A 22,605-nucleotide genomic window follows, 5' to 3' on the forward strand; every position below is an offset into this window, starting at 1 on the left:
CACGCGCCGATCCGTAGGGTGGGCATCACATGCCCACCATGCATCCGGAACCGTCACGTTCCCGGCTCGACCTCGTCCGGATCGATGTCGCTGGTACCCTTGGCGATGTTGTGGGCCAGGTCGCGCAGCGCGGTGCGCACGCCCTCTTCCACCACCGGGTGGTAGAAGGGCATTTCCAGCATCTGGTCCACGGTCAGGCGCGACTGCACGGCCCAGGACAGCAGGTGGCCGATGTGCTCCCCGCGCGGGGCGATCATCTCGGCGCCCAGGAAGCGGCCCGTGACGTACTCGCCGTACACCCGCAACATCCCCTTGTTCTGCAACATGACGCGGCTGCGGCCCTGGTTCTCGAACGAGACCTTGCCGACCGCGAACTTCGGCTTGCCCGGCGCCGTCAGCGCCTTGTAGCTGGCCCCCAGCGTGACGATGTTCGGCTCGGTGAAGGCCGCCGTCAGCGGCGTGCGGCGCAGGCCGGGGCGGACGTCCGGGTAGCGCCCGGCGTTGTCGCCGGCGATCTTGCCGTGATCGGCCGCCTCGGGCAGGATCGGCAATTCCTGGTTGGCGTCGCCGGCGATGAAGACGTGGCTGTTCCCGCACTGCATGGTGCGGCTGTCGTACAGCGGCACCCCGTTCGGTCCCAGCGCCAGGCCGCTGTGCTCGAGCCCGAGCTTGCCCACATTGGGCGTGCGGCCGGCCGCCTGCAGCACGTACTGGAAACGGGCGCAGCGCTCTTCCCCGCCCTCGCGCGTGCACAGCACGATCTCGTCGCCATCCCGTTCCGCTTTCACGATCTCGGACTGGAAATGCAGGTCCAGCTCCTCGCGCAGCACGCGTCCGGCCTGGCGCAGCACCACCGGGTCGGTCAATTGCGCCACGCTGCCCCCGCGCGCGTACACGCTCACGCGCACGCCCAGGCGGGCCAGCGCCTGGCCCAGTTCCAGGCCGATCACGCCGGTGCCGATGACGGCCACGGACTGTGGCAGGTCCTGCCAGTCGAACACGTCGTCGCTGGTGATGACGCCCGCGCCGGCGCCGGCCAGCACGGGCAGCCGGGTCGGCGTGGAGCCGGTGGCGATCACGATGCGGGACGCCTCGATCTCGAGCCCTTCCCCGTTTTCCTTGCCGTCGACGCCGTCGACGCGCAGCAGGTGCGGCGCGACGAAGCGCGCATGGCCGCGCACCTTGTCGGCGTCCGGGATGGTGTCGACGCCTTCCAGCACGAAGCCGACGAAGCGGTCGCGCTCGCGCCGCACGCGCGCCATCACGGCTGCGCCGTCGATGCGTTTTTCTCCCGCGTGCACGCCGAATTCGGGCGCCAGGTCGAGCATGTGCGCCGCCTCGGCCGCCGCGATCAGGAGCTTGCTGGGCATGCACCCGACCCGCGCGCAGGTCGTCCCGTACTGCCCGCCTTCGATGAGCACCGTGCGTGCGCCCTGCTGCACCGCCGCGCGGTAGGCCACCAGGCCCGCCGTGCCGGCACCGATCACCGCGACATCGACCTTCAGTTTCTGCATCGTGTTCTCCCGCTTGCTGTTCGCGCTACGACCAATTCGCATGCTCATGCATGCATGACGATACGCCAATTTTGCCATGTCGGCAGCGCGGCCGGCATTTCGCGGCGTCCGCTCAGATGTCGAGCGGATCGACCTCGAGCGACCAGCGCACCCGCGTCTTCATGGCGCGCAGCAGGTCCACCCAGGCCGTCAGGAAGGCCTGCAGCGCGGGACGCGAATTCGATTCGACCAGCAACTGGGCGCGGTCGACGTTGTGCACCCGCGTCATGGTCATCGGGATCGGATCGTTGATCACCACCGCGTCGGTCGGCAGGACGTCGCGCGCGCTTTCCAGGAAGGCGATGGCGGTGGCGAGTTCCGGCGCCTCGGCGCGCAGCAGCGCCTGGTACATGAAGGGCGGCAGCGCGGCCTGGTGGCGCTCCTCGAGCAAGTCGCCGGCGAAGCGGTCGTAGTCGTGCCGCATCACGGCGCCGTACAGCGGATGCTGGCAATAGCGCGACTGGATCAGCACTTCCGACTCCAGGCCGGCGCGGCCGGCGCGGCCCGCCACCTGCATCAGCTGGGCGAACAGGCGCTCGCTGGCGCGGTAGTCCTGCGAGAACAGCGCCGTGTCCGGGTTCAGCACGCCCACCAGCGTGAGCTTCTTGAAGTCGTGGCCCTTGGCGACCATCTGCGTGCCGATCAGGATGTCGACGTCGCCCCGGTGCACGGCGTCGAACGCGGCCTGGGCGCTGCCCTTCAGGCGCGTGGAATCGGCGTCGATGCGCAGGATGCGCGCCTGCGGGAACAGCGCCTGCAGGGCTTCCTCGACGCGCTGCGTGCCCCGTCCCAGCGGCTGCAGGTCGATGTTGCCGCAGGTCGGGCAGGCGTGCGGAATGCGCATCTCCAGCGAGCAGTGGTGGCAGCGCAGGCGCCGCTCGGGACGGTGCAGCACCATGTGGGCGCTGCAGCGCGTGCAATCGCTGATCCAGCCGCAGGCCTCGCAGCAGATCACGGGCGCATAGCCGCGCCGGTTCAGGAACAGCAGCGACTGCTCGCCGCGCTCGAGGCGGCTGCGCAATGCCGCGATCAGGTTCGACGTCAACCCCTCTTTCGGCTTGTCACGCTCCATGTCGATCAGCTTCACGCGCGGCAGCACGGCGTCGCGCACGGCGCGCTCGCGCAGTTCGAGCCTGCGGTAGCGGCCCGTCTGCGCGTGGTGCCAGCTCTCCAGCGACGGCGTGGCCGATCCCAGCACGATGGGAATGGCGAGCTGGCGCGCGCGCCACACGGCCAGGTCGCGCGCCGAATAGCGCAAGCCTTCCTGCTGCTTGTAGGAGGGATCGTGTTCCTCGTCGATGACGATCAGTTTCAGGTGCGGCAGCGAGGACAGGATGGCCAGGCGCGTGCCCAGCACGATGCGCGCCCGGCCCTGGTGCGCGGCCAGCCAGTGCAGCATGCGCTCGCCTTCGGACAGGCCGCTGTGCAGCGTGGCCAGCATCACGCCGGGGAAGCGCGCGCGGATGTTCGCTTCCAGCTGCGGCGTCAGGTTGATCTCGGGGACCATGATCAGGATCTGGGCGTCGTGGTCGCGCTCCAGCACCTGGGCGCAGGCCTGCAGGTACACCTCGGTCTTGCCGCTGCCCGTGACGCCGTACAGCAGCAGGGGCGCGAAGCCTTGCGCGCCGCCGATGGCATCGGCGGCCTGCTGCTGGGCGGGATTCAGCACCGGCATGTCGACGGGGACGGGATCGTGCGCATCGGCCAGCTTGGCCAGCTTCTTCAGGGCCCGGTCCAGCGCCACCGTGGAGGCCAGGCGCAGGTTCTTCGGCAGGCCCGGCATCGCCACCTCGCCCAGCGGACGGTGGTAATAGTCGGCGGCGAAGCGCGCCAGCGCCAGCCACTGGGGCGAGAGCGGCGCCAGCTGGCTGCGCACGGCCAGCGCATCCTTCAGTTTGTCCTCGGGCACGGCGCTCGATGCCTGGATGGCGACGATGACGCCGACCGCCTCGCGCCGGCCGAAGGGTACCAGCGCCAGCTGCCCGACAAGCGGCTCGCTACCGGGCTCGCAGGGCCAGCGGTAGTCGAACACGCTGTCGAGCGGGGTATCGAGGGCGATTTGGAGAATGCAGGCCAAGTGGCTACCTTGAGAGCAAAAAACGGACTGTGGAAAACTGTGGAAAACTTTGTGGAAAATGGAAAACTTGACCGTGGAGAAGGTTTACGTTAGCGCAAAGCACTTGGCAATTCCTCAACGTCAACAAAAAATTTCCCCTTTAAAATCAACGGTTTGCAATTTTCACGCGCAGGCATCCGAAACGGTGCATCGCTCGGCCACTTCTGTGCATAACTGGGAATTTCCGGTGAAGAACTCAAGCGCAGTGCAGCAAAAACTTGATGCGATACTTGAAGAAATCTCGTAAACCCCGGTAAACCAAGCACTTTTCCGCATTATTCACAGAAGCTGTGCATAACTTTGTGAACAATGCCGGGCAAACTTCGCCGAACCGGGTGCCCCGCCTTGGGGACGATGCCCCGGGCGTGCCGGCATCCCGGGATTAAAACCAATAAAATCAACGACTTGAATGGTTCGGTCCACCACTGTATGTTTTCACAGCCTGGACAATTCGTCCGTGGACTTTTGTGAATAAGTGGGGTTGCGCAGCAGCCGTGCAGCGCCCCGTGGGACGTGCACGGCGAATGGATCAGCCGGCCCGCTGGCGGCGGCTGATGGCGTGCACCGCCTCGACCATGGCCGTGACGGATTCCGGCGGCGTGAATTGCGAGATGCCGTGGCCCAGGTTGAACACGTGGCCGTGGCCGGCCGACGGGGTGCCGTAGCTGGTCAATGCCTTTTCCACTTCGGCGCGCACGGCGTCCGGCGTGGACAGCAGGATCGCGGGGTCCAGGTTGCCCTGCAGGGCGACGCGGTCGCCGACCAGCGCGCGCGCGCGGCCCAGGTTGACGGTCCAGTCCAGGCCCAGCGCATCGGCGCCGATCTCCGCCATCTCGTCCAGCCACAGGCCACCGCCCTTGGTGAAAGCGATGACGGGAATACGGACGCCATCCTTTTCACGCTGCAGCTTCGCGACCACCTTCTGCATGTAGGCCAGCGAGAACGCCTGGTAGGCGCCGTCGGCCAGCGTGCCGCCCCAGGAGTCGAAGATCATCACGGCCTGGGCGCCGGCATCGATCTGGGCGTTCAGGTACTGCGCCACTGCCTCGGCATTGATCTCCAGGATGCGGTGCGCCAGGTCCGGGCGGGCGTACACCATCTTCTTGATGGTGTGGAATTCGCGCGAACCGCCGCCTTCGACCATGTAGCAGGCCAGCGTCCACGGGCTGCCGGAAAAGCCGATCAGCGGCACGCGGCCGTTCAGCGCCGTGCGGATCTGGGTGACGGCGTCGAACACGTACTGCAGCGTGCCCATGTCCGGCACCTGCAGCCTGGCCACGTCTTCCTCGGTGCGCACGGTGCGCTCGAATTTCGGGCCTTCGCCATCCTCGAAGTACAGGCCCTGGCCCATCGCGTCCGGCACGGTCAGGATGTCCGAGAACAGGATCGACGCGTCCAGCGGATAGCGGTCGATCGGCTGCAGCGTCACCTCGGTGGCGTAGTCCGGATTCTTGGCCAGGCCCAGGAACGAGCCGGCGCGCGCGCGGGTGGCGCGGTACTCGGGCAGGTAGCGCCCCGCCTGGCGCATCAGCCATACCGGCGTGTACTCGGTCGGCTGGCGCAGCAGCGCACGCAAAAAGGTGTCGTTCTGGAGCGGGGCAAATTGTGGCATGGATGACAATCCGTCAAGGAAATCGAGGGCAAACCTCTATTATCGCACTGCTCGGGCATGGGGGCACCTTCCAATCGTCCTGTATGCGCGGCGGATTTATAATGTTCCTTCTCTTTGCCACGCCAGGAACGACCATGACCGACTCCCGCAAACAGCCCGCCCCTTGCGGCACCTGGACCTCCCCGATCACGGCGCACGTCGTCGCGGCGGGCTCCGCGCCGCTGTCCGGCGTCATGCTCGACGGCGCCGACGTGTACTGGCTCGCCGGCCGCGCCAGCGAAGGCGGCCGCAACACGCTGCTGCGCCGCCGCGATGGCGTCACGGAAGAATTGACCCCGGCCCCGTTCAACGTGCGCACCCGCGTGCACGAATACGGCGGCGGCGCGGCCCTGGTGGCCGACGGCACGGTATGGTTCTCGCACTTCGCCGACAACCGCCTGTACCGCCTGGAGGACGGCGGCGCGCCGCAGCCGGTCAGCGCCGGCGGCGACCTGCGCTACGCGGACTTCGTGCTGGACAAGGCCAGAAGCCGCCTGGTCGGCGTGCGCGAGGACCACTCGGCCGGCGCCACCTACCCGGTCAATACGCTGTGCGCCATCGGCTTCGACGGCCGCGAGACGGTCCTCGTCGACGGCAACGATTTCTACAGCTCCCCGCGCATCTCCCCGGACGGCAGGCACCTCGCCTGGATCAGCTGGGACCACCCGCGCATGCCCTGGCAGGGCACGGAACTGTGGCTGGCCGAGATCGGCCCGGACGGCACGCTGCTGGACGGCCGCCTGATCGCCGGGGGCGAGCGTGAAGCCATCGTGCAGCCGGAATGGTCGCCGGATGGCGTGCTGCATTTCGTCTCCGACCGCAGCGGCTGGTGGAACCTGTACCGCTACGAACACGGCGTCGTGCATGCGCTGTCGCCGCGCCACGCGGAGTTCGCCACGCCGCACTGGGTGTTCGGCAACGGCATGTACGGCTTCCTGTCCAACAGCGAGATCGTCTGCACCTATATCGAGGACGGCGTCAGCCGCCTGGCGCGCATGCAGGTGGCCAGCGGCGCCATCACGCCCATCGACACGCCCTATGAAGAGATCCGCGAGCTGCGCGTGAGCGGCAACACCATCGCCTTCCTGGGCGGCTCGCCCACGCTGGCGGCGGAGCTGGTGCGCATGGACCTGACCCAGGGCACGCGCGAGGTGCTGGCGCGCTCCATCGCGCAGCTGCCCGACGTCGGCTACCTGTCGGTCCCGCAAAGCATCCGCTACCCGAGCGCCAACGGCCGCACGGCCTACGCGTTCTACTATGCGCCGAAGAACGCCGACTTCGCGCCGCAGCCGGGCGAGCTGCCGCCGCTGATGGTGATCGGCCACGGCGGCCCGACCAGCATGGCGCCCAGCACGCTGAAGCTGGCGATCCAGTTCTGGACCAGCCGCGGCATCGCCGTGCTGGACGTGAACTATGGCGGCAGCACGGGCTTCGGCCGTGCCTACCGCGACCTGCTCGAGGGCCAGTGGGGCATCGTCGACGTCGAGGATTGCGTGGCCGGCGCGCAGTACCTGGCCGACCAGCGCCTGGTCGACCGCGAGCGCCTGGTGATCCGCGGCGGCAGCGCCGGCGGCCTGACCACCCTGTGCGCCCTGCTGTTCCACGACGTGTTCAAGGCCGGCGCCAGCTACTACGGCGTGTCCGACCTGAAGGGACTGGACGCCGATTCGCACAAGTTCGAATCGCGCTACACCGAATACCTGATCGCGCCGCCGGAGCGCGCCGCCGCCGTCTACGCCGAGCGCTCGCCCATCAACCACGCCGACAAGCTGCGTCGCCCGATGATCTTCTTCCAGGGCCTGGACGACAAGGTGGTGCCGCCGCCGCAGTCGGAAGTGATGGTCGACGCCCTGCGCGCGCGCGGCCTGCCCGTCGCCTACCTGACGCTGGAGGGAGAAGGCCACGGCTTCCGCAAGGCCGACAGCATCGTGCGCACGCTGGAGGCGGAGCTGTATTTCTACCTGCGCGTGTTCGGCATTCCGGTCCCGGCCGGCTTGCCCGCGATCGAGATCGAGAACCTTCCGGGATGAGCGACGAGGTATTGCACGCGCTCGTGGAGGCGTGCGACGAACCGCGCAGGCTGATCCTCGCGCTGCTCGCGCTGGCCGGGGAGCCGATGGGACGGCGCCGCATCCACGAGCACCTGGCGCCGTTCGAGATCGGTTCCAGCGACGAGGACCTGGCCGAACCCCTGGAACGGCTGCGCGCCGACGGCCTCGTCGCCGAGCTGCCGTCGCGCGGCTACATGGTCGCGCCGGACGTGGCCTGGCCGGCGATCGCCTGGGCGCTGCGCGCGCGCCGCTTCAACGCGCTGCGCGACGTCTACCAGCAGGTGACGCCCCTGCGCGTCGACTGGCAGGGCACGCCCATGCTGCGCAGCTACCGCCAGGGCGTGGCGCTGCTGCGCATGGCCTTGCTGGCCGGCGAAGGCCCGCGCGCCATCGCCCCGCTGCTGGCCGCCTGCCTGCGCTGCCACGAGGCGGCCTACCTGCATCCGCTCGTCGACATCTGCGCGCGCCCGTTCGAGACGGACCTGATGGAACGCATCAACGGTGCCGTGCGCGACGACGTGCTCGAGGTGCTGGTGCGCCACGTGCAGCGCGAACCGGCGCTGGCGCCAAGCATCCGCGCGTATGCCGAAGCCCAGGTCGCCCAGGGCGGCGCGTCGATGGGCCTGCGCATGGCCCTGGCCGAGCACCTGGTGCTGTGCGGCCGCCTCGATGCGGCCGGCGAGCTGCTGGCCGACCTGGACGAATCCAGCACCCTCTATTTCCGCAGCGTGCTGCAACTGCTGCGCGGCGATGCGGACGCGGCGCTGGGCGGCTTCGACAAGGCCCTGAAGGCGCTGCGGCGCGAAACGGGCAAGAGGAAGGCCGTGTTCGAGGGCATCGGCGGCCACCTGTACGTGACGGCGCTCCTGAAAAGCGCCGATCCCAAGCACGCCAAGGCCGTCGAGAGCTACCTGGACAGCGCCACCCGCGCCGTGCAGAGCCACGACACGGCCGTCTACCAGCAGCTGTCGATGCTGCGCCAGATCCGCGGCGGCACGGTCGATGCCGACGTGCTCCCCTCGCGCAACTGGGAAAGCGCGCTGCAGCCCGTGATGTTCCGCGCCCTGCTGCACTGGTGGCTGGGCCTGCCGCAACTGCAGGAGCGTCAAGCCTTGCTGGAGCAGCAGTTCGACGTGGCGCAGGCGGCCGGCTTCGACTTCATCGCCGCCCAGCTCGCGTCGGTGCTGGGCCAGCTCGGCATGGTGGGCATGGAAAAGCAGGCGATCGCGCTGCGCCAGCAGCACCGCTTCGTCGACCTGGCGCTGTGGTTCGAACGCGAGCAGCCGTGGGAGCGGCAACTGAACGCGCTGATCAACCTGCAGCCGGCCGTGAACGTCGAAGTGGTCAAGGAATCGCGCCTGGCCTGGCTGGTCAGCTGGGACCCGCACCTGGGCGTGCGCGAGATCGAGCCGCGCGAGCAGAAGCGCGATGCCCAGGGCGGCTGGAGCCGCGGCCGCGCCATGGGCCTGAAGCGCCTGGCCGAGGAAGCGGCGCAGCTCGACTTCCTCACCCCGCAGGACCTGCAGGTGGCCAGCACCATCGCCGGCTACCGCTACTACACGGGCAACGGCACGCGCTACGAATTCGACCTCGACAAGGCCGTGGCGGCCCTGGTCGGCCACCCGCTGCTGTTCTGGATGGATTCCCCCGGCACCCGCGTGGAACTGCTGCCGGGCGAGCCGCAACTGACGGTACGCGCGGGCGGCGGGCGCGTGACGATCGCGTTGGTGCCGCCGCTGCGCGACCAGCAGGGCGACGTCGTCGTGATCAAGGAAACGCCCACGCGACTGCGCATCGTGGCCATCCGCGACGAGCACCGCCGCATCGGCGCCATCGTCGGCGACGGCCTCGAGGTGCCGCTGGAAGCGGAGCGGCGCGTGCTGCAGGCGATCAGCGCCATCTCGACCATCGTCACCGTGCAGTCCGACATCGGCGCCAGCCCCTCCGACATCGAGCAGGTGGCGGCCGACGCGCGCTTGCACGTGCAGCTGCGCTCCTACCAGCAGGGATTGCGCATCCAGGTGATGGTGCGCCCGCTGCCCGATGCCGGCCCGTATTTCCGCCCCGGAGAAGGCGCGGAGAGCGTGATCGCCGACGTGAACGGCGTGCGCCTGGAAGCGCGGCGCGACCTGAATGCCGAACGCGAAGCCGAGCGCGCCCTGCTGGCCGACGTGCAGGCCTTCGAACATGCCGAGGACGAGCATGGCGAATGGCTGCTGGCCGCGCCGATCCAGTGCCTGGAACTGCTGGCCCAGCTGCAGGAGGTGCAGGAGCTGGAAAAGGAGCAAGGGCGGGACCGCATGCTCGTCGCCTGGCCCGAGGGCGAATCGTTCCGCGTCTCGAAGAAGGTGTCGTCAAAATCCGTGCGCCTGCAGATCCGCCGTGACAAGGACTGGTTCGCCGCCAACGGCGAGGTGCAGATCGACGAGCACAAGGTGATGGACTTGCGCGAGCTGCTCTCGCGCGTGCGCGAGGACCGCTTCGTCGCGCTGGGCGACAACCAGTTCCTGGCGCTGTCCAACGAACTGCACCGCCGCCTGATGGACTTGTCCGCGTACAGCGACGCCGGCGACGAGGCGCTGCGCTTTCACCCGCTGGCCAGCTTCGCGCTGGAAGAGCTGGCCGGGGAAGCGGGCGAGGTCGATGCGGACAAGGCCTGGCGCAAGCACCTGGAGCACATGAAGGAGAACGCGGACTTCCGCCCGCAGCTGCCCGGCACGCTGCAGGCCGAGCTGCGCGACTACCAGGTCGAGGGCTTCGAGTGGCTGGCCAGGCTCGCGCACTGGGGCGTGGGCGCCTGCCTGGCCGACGACATGGGCCTCGGCAAGACGCTGCAGGCGCTGGCGCTGGTCCTGTCGCGCGCGCCGGGCGGCCCGACGCTGGTGGTGGCGCCGACCTCGGTGGCCACCAACTGGATGGCGGAAGCGCAGCGCTTCGCGCCCACCCTGAACATGCACCTGTTCGGCAGCGGCGACCGCGCCGCCATGCTCAAGGAGGCCGGGGCGTTCGACGTGGTCGTGGTCAGCTACGGCCTGCTGCAGCTGGAGTCGCACCTGTTCGAGGGCGTGCGCTGGCACACGATCGTGCTGGACGAAGCCCAGGCCATCAAGAACGCCCACACGCGCCGCTCGCAGGCCGTGATGGCGCTGCGCGGCGACTTCCGGATGGTGGCCACCGGCACGCCGCTGGAAAACCACCTGGGCGAGCTGTGGAACCTGTTCCGGTTCATCAACCCGGGCCTGCTCGGCACCAGCGACCAGTTCAACCTGCGCTTCGCCGGTCCCATCGAGAAGGCGACGGACAAGCGGGCGGAACTCGCCGCGCGCACGCGCCTGCGCCGCCTGACGCAACCCTTCATCCTGCGCAGGACGAAGGCGCAGGTCCTGACGGAGCTGCCGCCGCGCACGGAGATCGTGGTGCCGGTGGAATTGAGCCAGGAAGAGGTGGCGCTGTACGAATCGCTGCGGCGCGAGGCGCTGGAACGCATCGCGGCCCTCGAGGCACCGCAGGGACAGAAGCAGATCCAGATCCTGGCCGAGATGATGAAGCTGCGCCGCGCCTGCTGCAATCCGCAGCTGGTGGCGCCCGGCAGCGGCATCCGCAGCAGCAAGCTGGAGACCTTCGCGCGCCTCGTCGACGAGCTGCTGGAGAACCGCCACAAGGCGCTCGTGTTCAGCCAGTTCGTCGACCACCTGACCCTGCTCCGCGCCCACCTGGACGCGCGCGGCATCCGCTACCAGTACCTGGACGGCTCCACGCCCATGCACGAGCGCAAGCGCCGCGTCGATGCGTTCCAGGCCGGCGACGGCGATTTGTTCCTGATTTCGCTGAAGGCCGGCGGCGTCGGCATCAACCTGACGGCGGCCGACTACGTGATCCACATGGACCCGTGGTGGAATCCGGCGGTGGAAGACCAGGCCTCCGACCGCGCCCACCGCATGGGCCAGCAGCGCCCCGTGACGATCTACCGCCTGGTGGCGCGCCACACGATCGAGGAAGGCATCGTCGATCTGCACCACCACAAGCGCGACCTGGCCGACAGCCTGCTCGAAGGCAGCGACATGGCCGCGCGCATGTCGCCCGACGACATGCTGGCGATGCTGCAGGCCGGCCTCTCGGGCGCGGCGGGCGGGCGCCCGGCCTCGGTCCTCGACTGGCATGGCGTGTGACGTTTTGTTTCAAGAGGCCGCAACGATGGCGAATGGTGCTAACCTGACGCCCCGCCGCGTGCGCTGTACGCGCATGCGCACGCATCTGGACCATTATCGTCTGGCCCATTATTTTTGCAGGCAGATCCAATGATGACATCGAAAATCGCGCTGGCCGTTCTCCTGACCAGCTTTGCGCTGGCGCCGGCGAGCGCGCGCACCAAGGCCCCCAAGTCCAAGGCGGCCAGCAGCACGAAAGCCAAGGCCCCGGCCAAGGGCAAGGGCAAGGCGGCCAAGGCCGCACCTGCGGCGGCGGCCGCCACGGCAGCAACGGCGGCAGCGCCCGCACCGGCAGCCACGGCGCAGAACCGCAACGACCGCTACATGGACTCGCTGTCCATGCAATTCATCACCGCGCTGTGGCGCATCGATCCGGAAGGCGGCATCGCCGTCGGCAAGTTCGACGCGGCCGCCAAGCTGACGATTCCCGATGCCGCCACGCGCACCCGGGAACTGGCCTTCATCGACGAATGGCTGGACAAGCTCGGCAAGGTCAACGCCGACAAGCTCTCGCCCAACCAGAGCACCGACCTGGCCCTGCTGCTGAACAAGCTGCGCTACGACCGCTGGCGCATCACCACGCTGCGCGACTTCGCCTGGGATCCGTCCCAGTACAACGTCGCGCCGGCGCTGGACCAGATCCTGAATACCGAATACGCCGCGAAGCCGCAACGCCTGCGCACCCTCCTCAAGCGCCTGGCCGACGTGCCGGCCTATTACCAGGCCGCGCAAGCCTCGGTGGTACGTCCGACGCGCGAACACACGCAGCTGGCGATCGCCCAGGCGCCCGGCACCCTCGTCGTGCTGGCCGACCTCGGCAAGGCGGCCCAGGAATCGATCCTGTCCGCGCAGGAAAAGGCGATCTTCGCGCAGCGCGTGGCCAATGCCGGCAGCGCCGTGCTGGCCTGGGTCGATTTCCTGACGGCCCTCGACAAGCAGCAGGAACAAACGGGCGGCCCCCGTTCATTCCGCCTCGGGAAGGAACTGTACGAACAGAAGTTCGCCTTCGAGATCCAGTCCGCCAATACGGGCGAGCAGACCTACCGCAAGGCCCTGGCGGCGCGCGACGAACTGCTCACGCGCATGGACACCCTGTCCGACCAGCTGTGGGACAAGACGATGGGCGCGACGGCCAAGCCGGCCGACCGCTATAAAAAGATCGGCATGGTGATCGACAAGCTGTCGCTGCAACACGTGACGCGCGAGAACTTCCTGCCCGAGATCCGCCGCCAGATCCCCGTGCTGCAGGACTACGTCATCAAGAACAACCTCGTGAGCATCGACCCGAGCAAGCCGCTCGAGGTGCGCGAGACGCCGCTGTACCAGCGCGGCGTGGCCGGCGCCAGCATCGAGGCGCCGGGCCCCTACCGCCCGAAGGACAAGACCTACTACAACGTCACGCCGCTGGACGGCCTGACGGCGGAGCAGGCGGAGAGCAGCCTGCGCGAGTACAACAACTGGATGCTGCAGATCCTGAACATCCACGAGGCGATCCCCGGCCACTACACCCAGCTGATGAACGCCAACCGCTCGCCCTCGCTGGTGAAGGCCTTGTTCGGCAACGGCGCCATGGTCGAGGGCTGGGCCGTGTACGGCGAACGCATGATGCTGGAATCGGGCTATGGCGACAATGCGCCGGAGCTGTGGCTGATGTGGTGCAAGTGGAACCTGCGCAGCGTCTCCAACACCATCCTCGACTACAGCGTGCACGTGCTGGGCATGACGCGCGAGCAGGCCATCGACCTGCTGGTGCGCCAGGCCTTCCAGACGCCGCAGGAAGCCGCGGAAAAATGGAAGCGCGCGCAGCTGTCCTCGGTGCAGCTGACGAGCTACTTCAGCGGCTACAGCGACATCATGGAATTGCGCGAGAAGCGCAAGCAGCAACTGGGCGAACGCTTCAACCTGAAGCAGTTCCACGACCAGTTCCTCGGCTACGGCAACGCGCCCGTGCGCGTGATCGGTCAGCTGATGCAATAAATGAGATGGTAAACGTGCACACCGGGTGTGCACGCGCGCCGTCTTGTGTGCATGGGTTCGTCTCCTAGAATGAATCGCTGACGTCAAGTCACGATAACAATCAACGATACAGGAGACGAACCATGCGCTGCCTCATCCCTCCTCCACCTTGAACCGACGGCCGCCCGGCCGACCGGTCTCACCCTTGCGTCTACCCCATCCATCGCAACGAGTTGGAGGCACTATGTCATCCTTGTTCACCCGGACCGTCCTGCGGCTGTCCGCCGCCGTCCTCGCATCGTCCATCGGCCTGCCCGCCCAGGCGCAAGTCCAGGCCGGCCCCGGCGCCTGGAGCAGCAACCAGACCTGGGCCGCCGACACCGTCAACGGCGGCAACCTGACCGGTTACTTCTACTGGCCCGCCACCCAGCCCGTATTGAACGGCAAGCGCGCGCTCGTGCTCGTGCTGCACGGCTGCGCCCAGACCGCCGCCGGCGACGTCATCAACGGCAGCGACGGCGGCTTCAACTGGAAAGGGGCCGCCGACCAGTACGGCGCCGTGATCCTGGCGCCGAACGCCACCGGCAACGTCTACGGCAGCCACTGCTGGGACTACGCCAGCACCCGCCACAACCGCAGCACGGGCCACGACGGCGTGCTGCTCGACCTGGTGCGGCGCTTCACGGCGGATGCCCGCTACGCGATCGATCCGGACCAGGTCTACGTGGCCGGCCTGTCCTCGGGCGGCGGCGAGACGATGGCGCTGGCCTGCCTGGCGCCGGACGTGTTCGCGGGCGCGGGCATCAATGCGGGGCCGCCGCCGGGCACCACGACGGCGCAGATCAGCTACGTGCCGGCCGGCTTCACGGCGGCCACGGCGGCCGGCAACTGCCGCACGCTGGCCGGGTCCAGTGCCGCCTCCTTCTCGACCCAGATCGCCAGCGTGATCTGGGGCACGGGCGACTACACGGTATCGCAGCAGTACGGGCCCATGGATGCGCTGGCGCTGCGCCAGGTCTACGGCGGCAGCTTCACGCAGGGCTCGGCCTTCGCCGTGCCGACGGGCGGCAACGGCATCCCGTTCACGGACGCGAACGGCAAGCTGCGCACCACGGAGATCGCCGTGAGCGGCATGGGCCACGCGTGGCCGGCCGGCAGCGGCGGCCAGGCCACGAACTTCGTCGACGCCACCCACGTCAACTACCCGTCCTACCTGATGGCATTCTGGACCACGAACAACCTGCGCGCGGCCGGCACGCCGGGTGCGCCGGGCACGCCCGGCGTGCAGCCGCCGGCCGGCCTGGCGGTGACGGCGACGACGACCAGCAGCGTCGCCCTGGCCTGGAACGGGGCCGACGGCGCCACCGGCTACTTCGTCTACCGCAACGGCAGCCGCGTCAACGCCAGCCCGGTGACGGCCACGAACTTCACGGATGCGGGACTGGCGGCGAATACCAGCTACAGCTACCGCGTGTCTTCGAACGGCGGCGCCGGCGAAAGCGCACTGTCGGACGCGGTGACGGCCACGACGACGGCCTCGGGCTGGACCTGCAGCACGACCACGGCCAGCAACTACGCCCACGTGCAGGCGGGACGCGCGCATGCGAGCGGCGGCTATGCGCTCGCCAACGGTTCGAACCAGAACATGGGCTTGAACAATACCTTCTATACGAGCACGCTGGCCCAGACGGCGTCGGGTTACTACGTGGTCGGCAGCTGTCCCTGATCGTGCGCCGCGAAGCGCTCGGCCAGGAATTCCAGCAGCAAGCGCACGCGCAGCGGTAACAGGCGCCGATGGAACAGCGCGTGCACGTCGGCGGCCGGCGTTTCCCAGTCCGGCAACACCACGTCCAGCCGGCCGGCGCGGATGTCGGCGGCCACGTCCCACCACGACTTGAAGCCGATGCCGCGGCCGGCCAGTAGCCAGGCGCGCGCAACGTCGCCGTCGTTGGTTTCCCAGGCCTGGGCCGAGGGCAGCCGGTATTCCACCACGGCGTCCTGGCGCCGCAAGGTCAGGTCCGCCTGCACGCCGTCGCGGGTGTGCAGCAGCACGAAGCGGTGTCCGCCCAGCTCGGCCGGCTGCGCGGGACGGCCGGCGCGCTCCAGGTAGGCGGGCGCCGCGCACAGCACGCGCCGGTTGCCGGCCAGGCGGCGCGCGTTGAGTGCGCCGTCCGTCGGCGTGCCGAAGCGGATCGCCAGGTCGATTTCCTCGTGCAGGAAGCTGGTCATGGCATCGGACAGCGTCAGGCTGACGGCGACGTCGGGATACGCGGCGCTGAAGTCGTCGAGCCAATCGAGCAGCAGGTGGCGGCCGAAGTCGGAGGTGGCGGCGATGCGCACCTTGCCGCGCACGGCGGTGCGGCGCGACGCCAGCGCCAGTTCGGCGTCGTCGACGGCTTGCAGCGCAACGCGGCAGTGCTCGAGATACAGCTGGCCTTCCTCGGTCAGGCGCAGGTGGCGCGTGGTGCGTTCGAACAGCCGCGTCTCGAACGCCTTTTCCAGCTTGTGCAGGCGCGCGCTGGCGGCGGCCGGCGACAGTTCCAGCTTGCGCCCGGCCGCGGACAGACTGCCCAGCTCGACGGCCGCGACGAACAGGCGCATATCGCCCAGGCGGTCATGACGCATGGATTATTTTGTTGGATTTGAAAATATTTCAATCGTGACCCTCATTATCAAATCAAACCATGGAATGAACAATGCGGTATCGCTATTTCGACAAGGAGTAACCATGCAAACCGCATCCCGCCGCCGTTTCATGCAGCAAGCCGCCGCCGGGGCCATCGGCGCCGGCCTGGCCGGGGGCGCCGGCGCCCAGTCCGGCCCCGCCCCGACCCCGACCCCGGCCCCGTCCGCGAAGCCCGGCGAATTCTGGCCGGGCGGCGCCCGCCTGGTGATCTCGGTCTCGATGCAGTTCGAGGCCGGCGGCCAACCGCCCAAGGGCGCCGACAGCCCGTTCCCGAAAGTCGACTTCCCGCCCAGCGTGCCGTCCGACGCCGTCTCGAACACCTGGTTCGCCTACGGCTACCGCGAAGGCATCCCGCGCATGCTCGACCTGTGGGACCGCCACGGCGTGAAAGTGACCTCGCACATCATCGGCGAAGCGGCCAAGCGCCATCCGGAGCTGGCGCGCGAGATCGTCCGCCGCGGCCACGAGGCATCCGGCCACGGCCCGCGCTGGAGCTCGCAGTACGCGATGTCGCGCGCCGAGGAAAAGCAGTTCCTGAGCGAGGCGCAGAGCATGGTGCGCGAGGTCACCGGCGTCACCCCGCTCGGCTACAACTGCAACTGGCTGCGGCGCGGCCCCAACACGCTGTCGCTGCTGCAGGAACTGGGCTACCTGTACCACATCGACGACGTCAGCCGCGACGAGCCCTTCATCATCAAGGTCAACGGCCATGACCTGGTCGTGGTGCCCTATACGGTGCGCAACAACGACATCCTGCTGATCGAGGGCCGCAACTACTCGCCCGAGAAATTCCTCGACCAGATCCTGGGCGAATTCGAGCAGCTGTACCAGGAAGGCGGCCAGCGCCGCCGCATGATGTCGGTGAGCGCCCACGACCGCATCAGCGGCACGCCACAGATGGTGCGCGTGTGGGACAAGTTCCTGGACCACGTGAAGAGCAAGCCCGGCGTCGCCTTCATGCGCAAGGACGAGATCGCGCGCTTCGCGCTATCGAGCCCGCTGACCGTGCGCGAGCAGGAAGTGATCTGATCGCTTGCCGTACAAACGGCGACGGCGCCCGCGGGCGCCGTCGTCCATCGACATACGGACCGGATCAGGCGTGTTCTTCCGGCGCCTGCGACACGCGCACGAACACGGGCGCCAGGATCAGGCCCAGTTCGAACAGCAGGCACATCGGGATGGCCAGGGCCAGCTGGCTGACGACGTCCGGCGGCGTCACGATGGCGGCGATGACGAAGGCGCCGACGATGGCGTACGGACGGATCGAACGCAGCTTCTCGACGGTGACGATGCCCATGCGCACGAGGATGACGACGACGACGGGCACCTCGAAGGCGCAGCCGAAGGCCAGGCACATCGACATGACGAAATCGAGGTAGTTCTCGACGTCCGGCGTGACGGCGATGGAGCTCGGCGAGAATTCCGCGATGAAGTGGAACACGCGGCCGAACACGAAGAAGTAGCAGAACGCCACGCCGCCGATGAACAGGATCGAGGACGAGATCACGAGCGGCAGCACGAGGCGCTTTTCGTGCGCGTACAGGCCGGGCGCGATGAAGGCCCAGATCTGGTAGAACACCCAGGGCAGCGCCAGCAGGAAGGCGATCAGCAGCGTGATCTTCATCGGCACCAGGAACGGCGAGGCGATGCCGGTCGCGATCAGCTTGGAGCCGGCCGGCAGCGAGGCCAGCATCGGCGCGGCGAGGAAATCGTAGATGCGCTGCGGACCGGGCCAGGCCAGCAGCGCGGCGCACACGATCGCGATGCCGATCGACGCCTTGACCAGGCGGTCGCGCAGCTCGACGAGGTGGGAGATGAAGGTTTCTTCGCCCGCAGCTTCTTGGGTCATCAGAAAAATGAGGTATTGGATTTGACGCCGGGACGGAACTTGCGCACGCGCGCGGCGCCGGACAGCACGTGCTGGCGGCTGCCGTTGCGGTTCTTGTACCAGGCGGGAATGCTGGAGGTCTTGACCAGCTTCTTGCGGCGGAATTCGCGCGCCTTGCGCTCGATGTCGTCGGGCGTGGCCGTCACGGTGGAACCGGCCGCGATGGCGGCGGCATGCGCCTTGTCGGCCGCCTCCTCGCCATGCCAGGCCGACTCGACCTCGTTCAGGTGCGAGGAGACGCTGTTCTCGACGTCCGACTTCATGGTCTCGACGCCGGACTTGAAGCTCTGCGCCGTTTCCTGCACTTCCTTGTGCAGGTTACGCAGCTCTTCCATCTCGATCTCGCGCGATACCTCGGTCTTCACGTCGTGCAGGTAGCGCTGGGCGCGCCCGTACAGGGTGCCGGCCATGCGCGCCACCTTCGGCAGCTTTTCAGGGCCGATCACCACCAGCGCCACCGCCCCGATCAGGGCGAGTTTGGTCAGACCGAGATCGATCATGCTTTATCGGCCGGGAAGATCAGGTACGGTTCTTTTCGCGCGTCTCGACGTTGATGGTCGACTTGTCGGCCACCTGCTGCTGCACCGGCGGCATGCTGGATGCGTCGCCGTGCTTTTCGTCCTCGCTGCCCTTGACGCCATCCTTGAAGCCCTTGACGGCCTTGCCCAGGTCGGAACCCATATTGCCCAGCTTCTTGGTGCCGAAGACCAGCATCACGATGACCAGCACGATCAGCCAGTGCCAAATGCTCAACGAACCCATTGTTTTCTCCTTGTGGGCGACAGCCCGGTTTTGCGTATTGCAACGCGCAGTATAAGCGATGCGGGAGCTTCATGCTCCCTACCTTTAGGACCTAGTTGTGCGATCCTTTTGTTGTTACGTGCCGAGCCCGCGCCACGGACGCGCGCCGCCATAGACGTGCAGGTGCAGGTGATAGACTTCCTGGCCGCCGTCCGGACCGCTGTTGATCAGGGTCTTGAAGCCGCCGCTGCGCTGGCCATCCGCGCCCGTCTTGACGTTGATACCATGTTCTGCAGCAAGTTTCGGCGCCAGGGCCAGCATCTTGCCCAGCATGGCCGTGTGCTCTTCCGTGCAATCCGACAGCGTCGCCACGTGCTGTTTCGGGATCACCAGCAGGTGCACCGGCGCCGCCGGGTTGATGTCCTTGAATGCGAGCAAGTCGTCATCCTCGTACACCACGCTGGCCGGAATCTGCTTGGCCACGATCTTGCAGAAAATGCAGTTATCCATCGTATCTCCCATCGTAGATGGCGCTTGCCTACGTATTGGGCAAGCCCGAAATTGTATCCAATCCGGATGACAGTGACATGACTGCCAGAAACAAAGTGACGATCAGTCGCGCGGACGCGACGCTTTTTCCTCGATGCCGGAGATGCCTTCGCGCCGTGCGAGCTCGTCCAGTACCTGCTGCGGGGTCAGGTCGAATTTGGCCAGCAGCACCATCGAATGGAACCACAGGTCGGCCGTTTCGTACAGCAGCTTGGACGGGTCCGCGCCGGCGCGCACGTCCTTCGCGGCCATGACGGTCTCGACGGCTTCCTCGCCGATCTTCTTGAGGATGGCGTCGTCGCCCTTGGCGAACAGCTTCGCCACGTAGGAGGTGGCGGGGTCGCCGCCCGCTTCCGGCTTGCGCGATGCGATGACCGCGGCCACGCGGTCCAGGATGTCGCTCATGGGTTCACTTCTTCTTCGGTGGGGTGTAGATGGTGTCCGGATCCTTCAGGACCGGCTCGACGCTGTGCCAGTCGCCATTGTCGAACTTCTGGAAGAAGCAGGAATGGCGGCCCGTGTGGCAGGCGATGCCGCCGGCCTGCTCGACCTTCAGCAGCACCACGTCCTCGTCGCAGTCGAGGCGGATTTCCAGCACCTTCTGCACGTGGCCGGACTCTTCGCCCTTGTGCCACAGCTTCTTGCGCGAGCGGCTCCAGTACACAGCCTCGCCCAGTTCCACGGTCTTGGCCAGCGCCTCGCGGTTCATCCAGGCGAACATCAGGATGTCGCCGGTGGCCGCTTCCTGAGCGATCACGGGCACCAGGCCGTGTTCGTCCCACTGGACTTTCTTGAGCCAGGGCTGGCTCGGGATCAAGGGCGTCGTATTCGTCGTTGCCATGGGTTCGCTTACTCCAGTCGCATCGGGATGCCGCGGTCCGCCATGAAGCGCTTGGCTTCACCGACCGTGTGCTGGCCATAGTGGAAGATGCTGGCGGCCAGCACCGCATCGGCATGGCCTTCGAGCACGCCGTCGGCCAGGTCCTGCAGGCCGCCCACGCCGCCCGAGGCGATCACGGAAATGCCCACCGCGTCCGATACGGCGCGGGTCAGGCCCAGGTCGAAACCGGACTTGGTGCCGTCGCGGTCCATGCTGGTCAGCAGCAGTTCGCCGGCGCCCAGGCTTTCCATCTTGCGCGCCCACTCGACGGCGTCCAGGCCCGTCGGGTTGCGTCCGCCATGGGTGAACACTTCCCACTTGCCCGGCGCGACCTGCTTGGCGTCGATCGCCACCACGATGCACTGCGAGCCGTGCTTCTGGGCGGCGTCGTACACCAGTTGCGGGTTGGTCACGGCCGAGGTGTTCATCGACACCTTGTCCGCACCGGCGTTGAGCAGCCGGCGCACGTCCTCGACCTTGCGCACGCCGCCGCCGACGGTCAGCGGAATGAACACGGTCGAGGCCACCGCCTCGATGATCGGCAGGATCAGGTCGCGCCCGTCCGAGGACGCCGTGATGTCGAGGAAGGTGATCTCGTCGGCGCCCTGGTCGTCGTAGCGGCGCGCGATCTCGACGGGGTCGCCGGCGTCGCGCAGTTCGGTGAAGTTGACGCCCTTGACCACGCGGCCGCCGGTGACGTCCAGGCAAGGGATGATGCGTTTTGCGAGCATATATTTTTACGTTAGCCTAAAAGCCGTCGTCCCTGCGCAGGCAGGGACCCAATTCTGCATGTGCTGCCAGAAAATTGGGCCCCTGCCTGCGCAGGGGCGACGTTGGATGCGTTGCGGCCGCTTACGCCTGCGCGCCCTCGGTCAGCTGGTCCGCCCGCTCCTGCGCGCTGGCCAGGTCGAGCGTGCCCTCGTAGATCGAGCGGCCGCAGATCACGCCTTCGATGCCTTCGTCCTGCACGGCGCACAGCGCCTCGACGTCGCCCAGGTTGTGCAGGCCGCCCGAGGCGATGATGGGGATGCGGACCGCTTGCGCCAGGCGCACGGTCGCCTCGATGTTCACGCCGCCCATCATGCCGTCGCGGCCGATGTCGGTGTAGACGATCGATTCGACGCCGTAGCCCTCGAACTTCTTGGCCAGGTCGATCACTTCGTGGCCCGACATCTTGCTCCAGCCGTCGGTGGCGACCTTGCCGTCCTTGGCGTCCAGGCCGACGATGATCGAGCCCGGGAAGGCGCCGCAGGCGTCGTGCAGGAAGCCCGGGTTCTTGACGGCGGCGGTGCCGACGATGATGTAGCTGATGCCGTCGTCCAGGTAGCGCTCGATGGTGTCGAGGTCGCGGATGCCGCCGCCCAGCTGGACCGGGATCTCGTCCAGGCCCATCTCTTCGGCGTAGTCCTGCACCACGGTCAGGATCGATTTGATGGCTTCCTCGTTCTTCGGCTTGCCGGCGAACGCGCCGTTCAGGTCCACCAGGTGCAGGCGGCGCGCACCCTTCTTGAGCCAGTGCAGCGCCATCTCGGCGGGATCTTCGGAAAACACGGTGGCAAGGTCCATATCGCCCTGTTTGAGGCGAACGCAGTGACCGTCTTTCAGGTCGATGGCTGGGATCAAGAGCATGATCGTATCGGTTGGTTAATGACTATCGGGTTGAACAACGGCGGGGGATGTGGGATTACGGATTCCAGTGCACGAAATTCTTGTACAGCTGCAGGCCGGCAGCGGCGCTTTTCTCCGGGTGGAACTGGGTCGCGACGAGGTTGTCCGTCGCGACGGCGCAGCAGTAGGGTGCGCCGTAGTCGGCCTCGCCGATCGTGTGGTCGGGGTTGTCCGGCACCGCGTAATAGCTGTGCACGAAGTAGAAATAGCTGTTGTCGGGCACGCCGTTCCACAGCGGGTGGGCGCGCGACTGGCGCACGCGGTTCCAGCCCATCTGCGGCACCTTGAAGCGCGAGCCGTCGGCTTGCAGCTTGCCGTCGAGCTGGAAGCGCACGACCTTGCCGGGCAGCAGGCCCAGGCCCGGCTCGTCGCCCTCCTCGCTCAGGTCGAACAGCATCTGTTCGCCCACGCACACGCCCATCACGGGACGCGAGGCGACCGCGCGCAGCAGCGCCTCCTCGGCGCCGGAGCCGCGCAGGCTCTGCATGCAGTCGCGCATGGCGCCCTGGCCCGGCAGCACGACGCGGTCGGCCGCGTCGATGACGGCGGCCTCGTTCGATACCTGCACGTCGGCCTCGGGCGCCACGGCGCGCAGCGCCTGCACCACCGAGCGCAGGTTGCCCACGCCGTCGATCACAACAATCCTGTTCGTCATGAC

19 protein-coding genes are annotated in these 22,605 nt (G+C 67.6%); 6 read left to right on the top strand and 13 right to left on the bottom strand.

The window, feature by feature from the left end; all coding sequences use genetic code 11:
- Nucleotides 1-53 precede the first annotated feature (53 nt).
- Both ACI1V7_RS15330 and ACI1V7_RS15335 read right to left on the bottom strand, forming a co-directional pair.
- Nucleotides 54-1,514 (bottom strand): dihydrolipoyl dehydrogenase, encoded by a 1,461-nt coding sequence (locus ACI1V7_RS15330; RefSeq protein WP_404532655.1) that lies wholly within the window; start codon nucleotides 1,512-1,514, stop codon nucleotides 54-56.
- A gap of 112 nt (nucleotides 1,515-1,626) precedes the next feature.
- Nucleotides 1,627-3,630, bottom strand: coding sequence for a primosomal protein N' (locus tag ACI1V7_RS15335; RefSeq protein WP_404532656.1), 2,004 nt, complete (start codon nucleotides 3,628-3,630; stop codon nucleotides 1,627-1,629).
- 58 nt (nucleotides 3,631-3,688) lie between these two features.
- Between ACI1V7_RS15335 and ACI1V7_RS15340 the strand changes: the two genes are divergently transcribed.
- Nucleotides 3,689-3,916, top strand: a complete 228-nt coding sequence (locus tag ACI1V7_RS15340; protein ID WP_404532657.1) for a hypothetical protein — start codon at nucleotides 3,689-3,691, stop codon at nucleotides 3,914-3,916.
- 282 nt (nucleotides 3,917-4,198) lie between these two features.
- Here ACI1V7_RS15340 and hemE read toward each other — a convergent pair whose 3' ends face one another.
- Nucleotides 4,199-5,281, bottom strand: coding sequence for a uroporphyrinogen decarboxylase (gene hemE, locus ACI1V7_RS15345; RefSeq protein ID WP_404532658.1), 1,083 nt, complete (start codon nucleotides 5,279-5,281; stop codon nucleotides 4,199-4,201).
- Between the two features lie 134 nt (nucleotides 5,282-5,415).
- Here hemE and ACI1V7_RS15350 point away from each other — a divergent pair, with 134 nt between their 5' ends.
- From ACI1V7_RS15350 to ACI1V7_RS15365, 4 genes are all read left to right on the top strand, one after another.
- Complete coding sequence (locus ACI1V7_RS15350) at nucleotides 5,416-7,350, top strand: dipeptidyl-peptidase 5 (protein WP_404532659.1); 1,935 nt, start codon at nucleotides 5,416-5,418, stop codon at nucleotides 7,348-7,350.
- The gene (locus ACI1V7_RS15355; protein WP_404532660.1) at nucleotides 7,347-11,540 is read left to right on the top strand and encodes an SNF2-related protein; all 4,194 of its coding nucleotides are present in this window, start codon (nucleotides 7,347-7,349) and stop codon (nucleotides 11,538-11,540) included. The genes ACI1V7_RS15350 and ACI1V7_RS15355 overlap by 4 nt, the downstream gene beginning before the upstream one ends.
- 129 nt (nucleotides 11,541-11,669) lie before the next feature.
- Nucleotides 11,670-13,556 carry a DUF885 domain-containing protein gene (locus tag ACI1V7_RS15360; RefSeq protein ID WP_404532661.1) on the top strand — a complete coding sequence of 629 codons (1,887 nt, stop codon included), beginning with the start codon at nucleotides 11,670-11,672 and terminating at the stop codon, nucleotides 13,554-13,556.
- Nucleotides 13,557-13,779: 223 nt separating this feature from the next.
- Nucleotides 13,780-15,261, top strand: a complete 1,482-nt coding sequence (locus ACI1V7_RS15365) for an extracellular catalytic domain type 1 short-chain-length polyhydroxyalkanoate depolymerase (RefSeq protein ID WP_404532662.1) — start codon at nucleotides 13,780-13,782, stop codon at nucleotides 15,259-15,261.
- Here the strand turns inward: ACI1V7_RS15365 and ACI1V7_RS15370 are convergent.
- Nucleotides 15,237-16,160: a LysR family transcriptional regulator gene (locus ACI1V7_RS15370; RefSeq protein WP_404532663.1), complete on the bottom strand. Its 924-nt coding sequence runs from the start codon at nucleotides 16,158-16,160 to the stop codon at nucleotides 15,237-15,239. The two genes, ACI1V7_RS15365 and ACI1V7_RS15370, sit on opposite strands and share 25 nt — an antisense overlap.
- Nucleotides 16,161-16,263: 103 nt before the next feature.
- Here ACI1V7_RS15370 and ACI1V7_RS15375 point away from each other — a divergent pair, with 103 nt between their 5' ends.
- A complete protein-coding gene (locus ACI1V7_RS15375; protein ID WP_404532664.1) occupies nucleotides 16,264-17,250 on the top strand; it encodes a polysaccharide deacetylase family protein in 987 nt (328 codons plus the stop codon).
- Nucleotides 17,251-17,314: 64 nt separating this feature from the next.
- On the opposite strand, the gene tatC is transcribed toward ACI1V7_RS15375, so the two are convergent.
- The 9 genes from tatC to hisH form a co-directional block, all read right to left on the bottom strand.
- A complete protein-coding gene (gene tatC / locus ACI1V7_RS15380) occupies nucleotides 17,315-18,070 on the bottom strand; it encodes a twin-arginine translocase subunit TatC (protein ID WP_314545109.1) in 756 nt (251 codons plus the stop codon).
- The gene (gene tatB, locus ACI1V7_RS15385; RefSeq protein WP_404532665.1) at nucleotides 18,070-18,609 is read right to left on the bottom strand and encodes a Sec-independent protein translocase protein TatB; all 540 of its coding nucleotides are present in this window, start codon (nucleotides 18,607-18,609) and stop codon (nucleotides 18,070-18,072) included. Before tatB ends, tatC begins: the two co-directional genes overlap by 1 nt.
- Before the next feature lie 19 nt (nucleotides 18,610-18,628).
- On the bottom strand, nucleotides 18,629-18,871 hold the full coding sequence (gene tatA, locus ACI1V7_RS15390) for a Sec-independent protein translocase subunit TatA (protein ID WP_404532666.1): 243 nt from the start codon (nucleotides 18,869-18,871) through the stop codon (nucleotides 18,629-18,631).
- Between the two features lie 114 nt (nucleotides 18,872-18,985).
- Nucleotides 18,986-19,360, bottom strand: a complete 375-nt coding sequence (locus ACI1V7_RS15395) for a histidine triad nucleotide-binding protein (protein ID WP_404532667.1) — start codon at nucleotides 19,358-19,360, stop codon at nucleotides 18,986-18,988.
- Between the two features lie 102 nt (nucleotides 19,361-19,462).
- Entirely contained in the window at nucleotides 19,463-19,804 is a 342-nt protein-coding gene (locus ACI1V7_RS15400) for a phosphoribosyl-ATP diphosphatase (protein ID WP_290412848.1), read from the bottom strand.
- A 4-nt stretch (nucleotides 19,805-19,808) separates the two neighbouring features.
- Nucleotides 19,809-20,240, bottom strand: coding sequence for a phosphoribosyl-AMP cyclohydrolase (gene hisI, locus ACI1V7_RS15405; protein WP_404532668.1), 432 nt, complete (start codon nucleotides 20,238-20,240; stop codon nucleotides 19,809-19,811).
- A gap of 8 nt (nucleotides 20,241-20,248) precedes the next feature.
- Nucleotides 20,249-21,010 carry an imidazole glycerol phosphate synthase subunit HisF gene (hisF, locus tag ACI1V7_RS15410; protein WP_290412850.1) on the bottom strand — a complete coding sequence of 254 codons (762 nt, stop codon included), beginning with the start codon at nucleotides 21,008-21,010 and terminating at the stop codon, nucleotides 20,249-20,251.
- Between the two features lie 121 nt (nucleotides 21,011-21,131).
- Nucleotides 21,132-21,908: a 1-(5-phosphoribosyl)-5-[(5-phosphoribosylamino)methylideneamino]imidazole-4-carboxamide isomerase gene (gene hisA / locus ACI1V7_RS15415; RefSeq protein ID WP_404532670.1), complete on the bottom strand. Its 777-nt coding sequence runs from the start codon at nucleotides 21,906-21,908 to the stop codon at nucleotides 21,132-21,134.
- A gap of 55 nt (nucleotides 21,909-21,963) precedes the next feature.
- Nucleotides 21,964-22,602 (bottom strand): imidazole glycerol phosphate synthase subunit HisH, encoded by a 639-nt coding sequence (hisH, locus tag ACI1V7_RS15420; protein ID WP_404532671.1) that lies wholly within the window; start codon nucleotides 22,600-22,602, stop codon nucleotides 21,964-21,966.
- Between the last annotated feature and the right edge of the window lie 3 nt (nucleotides 22,603-22,605).

Source organism: Massilia paldalensis, from assembly GCF_044901715.1.
Classification (GTDB): domain Bacteria; phylum Pseudomonadota; class Gammaproteobacteria; order Burkholderiales; family Burkholderiaceae_D; genus Telluria; species Telluria paldalensis.

Bases quoted from the DNA above. Each gene is read 5' to 3' on its own strand.
- ACI1V7_RS15330 (WP_404532655.1), bottom strand. From the start codon at position 1,514: ATGCAGAAACTGAAGGTCGATGTCGCGGTGATCGGTGCCGGCACGGCG.
- ACI1V7_RS15340 (WP_404532657.1), top strand. From the start codon at position 3,689: ATGGAAAACTTGACCGTGGAGAAGGTTTACGTTAGCGCAAAGCACTTG.
- hemE (WP_404532658.1), bottom strand. From the start codon at position 5,281: ATGCCACAATTTGCCCCGCTCCAGAACGACACCTTTTTGCGTGCGCTG.
- ACI1V7_RS15350 (WP_404532659.1), top strand. From the start codon at position 5,416: ATGACCGACTCCCGCAAACAGCCCGCCCCTTGCGGCACCTGGACCTCC.
- ACI1V7_RS15355 (WP_404532660.1), top strand. From the start codon at position 7,347: ATGAGCGACGAGGTATTGCACGCGCTCGTGGAGGCGTGCGACGAACCG.
- ACI1V7_RS15360 (WP_404532661.1), top strand. From the start codon at position 11,670: ATGATGACATCGAAAATCGCGCTGGCCGTTCTCCTGACCAGCTTTGCG.
- ACI1V7_RS15365 (WP_404532662.1), top strand. From the start codon at position 13,780: ATGTCATCCTTGTTCACCCGGACCGTCCTGCGGCTGTCCGCCGCCGTC.
- ACI1V7_RS15370 (WP_404532663.1), bottom strand. From the start codon at position 16,160: ATGCGTCATGACCGCCTGGGCGATATGCGCCTGTTCGTCGCGGCCGTC.
- ACI1V7_RS15375 (WP_404532664.1), top strand. From the start codon at position 16,264: ATGCAAACCGCATCCCGCCGCCGTTTCATGCAGCAAGCCGCCGCCGGG.
- tatC (WP_314545109.1), bottom strand. From the start codon at position 18,070: ATGACCCAAGAAGCTGCGGGCGAAGAAACCTTCATCTCCCACCTCGTC.
- tatB (WP_404532665.1), bottom strand. From the start codon at position 18,609: ATGATCGATCTCGGTCTGACCAAACTCGCCCTGATCGGGGCGGTGGCG.
- tatA (WP_404532666.1), bottom strand. From the start codon at position 18,871: ATGGGTTCGTTGAGCATTTGGCACTGGCTGATCGTGCTGGTCATCGTG.
- ACI1V7_RS15395 (WP_404532667.1), bottom strand. From the start codon at position 19,360: ATGGATAACTGCATTTTCTGCAAGATCGTGGCCAAGCAGATTCCGGCC.
- ACI1V7_RS15400 (WP_290412848.1), bottom strand. From the start codon at position 19,804: ATGAGCGACATCCTGGACCGCGTGGCCGCGGTCATCGCATCGCGCAAG.
- hisI (WP_404532668.1), bottom strand. From the start codon at position 20,240: ATGGCAACGACGAATACGACGCCCTTGATCCCGAGCCAGCCCTGGCTC.
- hisF (WP_290412850.1), bottom strand. From the start codon at position 21,010: ATGCTCGCAAAACGCATCATCCCTTGCCTGGACGTCACCGGCGGCCGC.
- hisA (WP_404532670.1), bottom strand. From the start codon at position 21,908: ATGCTCTTGATCCCAGCCATCGACCTGAAAGACGGTCACTGCGTTCGC.
- hisH (WP_404532671.1), bottom strand. From the start codon at position 22,602: ATGACGAACAGGATTGTTGTGATCGACGGCGTGGGCAACCTGCGCTCG.